This window comes from Nitratidesulfovibrio liaohensis, from assembly GCF_011682075.1.
Lineage (GTDB): Bacteria > Desulfobacterota > Desulfovibrionia > Desulfovibrionales > Desulfovibrionaceae > Cupidesulfovibrio > Cupidesulfovibrio liaohensis.
Window position 1 is genome coordinate 1 of record NZ_VSMK01000574.1, and the last position, 1,295, is coordinate 1,295.

Annotated in this window: 2 protein-coding genes; both read left to right on the forward strand. The window is 71.9% G+C overall.

The window, feature by feature from the left end:
- Positions 1–391, forward strand: a 391-nt coding sequence (locus FVW27_RS16145) for an energy transducer TonB (RefSeq protein WP_167127076.1), incomplete at its 5' end; no start/stop codon positions are given.
- 306 nt (positions 392–697) lie between these two features.
- Complete coding sequence (locus tag FVW27_RS16150; RefSeq protein WP_167127079.1) at positions 698–1,015, forward strand: hypothetical protein; 318 nt, start codon at positions 698–700, stop codon at positions 1,013–1,015.
- The last annotated feature ends 280 nt before the right edge of the window (positions 1,016–1,295 follow it).

Here is a 1,295-nt window from a genome sequence, read left to right on the forward strand (position 1 = left end):
AGCCGCGCAACCGGGGACACAATGGGGCGGCCCAGCCGGGGTCCCCGGAGTCGGCGCCCAAGGTACCGGCGCCCCCGGCGGCGCGGGTCCGTTCGGCTATGCCGTGCACGATGTGGACGTGCGCCCCGCCGTACGCCGCAGGGTGGCCCCGGAATACCCCGACCCGGCCCGACGCACTGGCACACAAGGCCGGGTTGTGCTGCGCCTGCTGGTGGACGAGAACGGCCACGCCCGCCATGTTTCCGTGCTGGAAGCCACGCCCGACGGTATTTTCGATCAGTGCGCCCTGGACGCCGTGACCCGCTGGTCCTTCACCCCAGGCAGGCGCGACGGCAAGGCGGTGCCCACCTGGGTGCACCTGCCCCTGCGCTTCGACCTGACCAACCGCTGACGCCTGGCCCACACGCCGCACGGCACGTCCCACCAGAGGCAGCACCGCGCCGCACACCGCCAGCCCCCTCCGCAGATCGGCTTGGCCGGGATGGGACCGGGACAACATCGCCCCAGCTATCCCGCGCTGGCCTGTCCCATCGGTCTGGCGCGCTCTGCCCCGCTTTGGGCCGCTCTGGCGCGCTCTGCCCCGATCTGCACCCTTGGCGCTCGCTCGCCCCGGCCATGTCCTCGCCGCATCATCCCGTTGCGTCCGGCGCGTCCGCGTGTATACTGGCGGCAATCCCCCTCAACCAAGGAGTCGCCCATGCGCCGTACGCCCACCCGTCGTTGCCGGATGTTGACCACCCTGGCCGTGTCCGCCACCCTCACCGCATTTGCCGCCTTCGCGTCCGCCGTGCCCGCCACCGCGCAGGACCCGGCGGGCACCGTAATGTCCGCCTGCACCAAGTGCCACAACACCCAGCGCATCTGTGCCAACCTGGGCGCCAAGGACAAAGCCGCCTGGAACACCACCGTCACCCGCATGATGGGCAAGGGCGCGCAGGTCAGCGAGGCCGAAAAGCCCGCCGTGGTGGACTGGCTGGCCACGCAGCAGCCCGGTGCCAAGCCCGTCTGCCAGTAGCGGCGGCGCGGATAGCCCCCTGCCCCCCTATCCCATTGACGGAAACGGCGCCCCCCTCGCGGAGTGCGCCGTTTCTGCATTCGGGTTTTGCCCGGCAGACGGAAGAAACTGGCAATGACGGCATGGGCACCGGCACGGGCCGACCACCCGCGCCGATTGCTCCGCGCGTGCCGCGCGCTCCCCGATACCGCCCCTTGCCCCCCGGCACGGCCCATAGTAGCAGGGGCCATGCCCCGCTCCGCCCCACCAGCCGCACCCGCCACTGCCGTCGCATCCGCCG

Bases quoted from the DNA above. Each gene is read 5' to 3' on its own strand.
- FVW27_RS16150 (WP_167127079.1), top strand. From the start codon at position 698: ATGCGCCGTACGCCCACCCGTCGTTGCCGGATGTTGACCACCCTGGCC.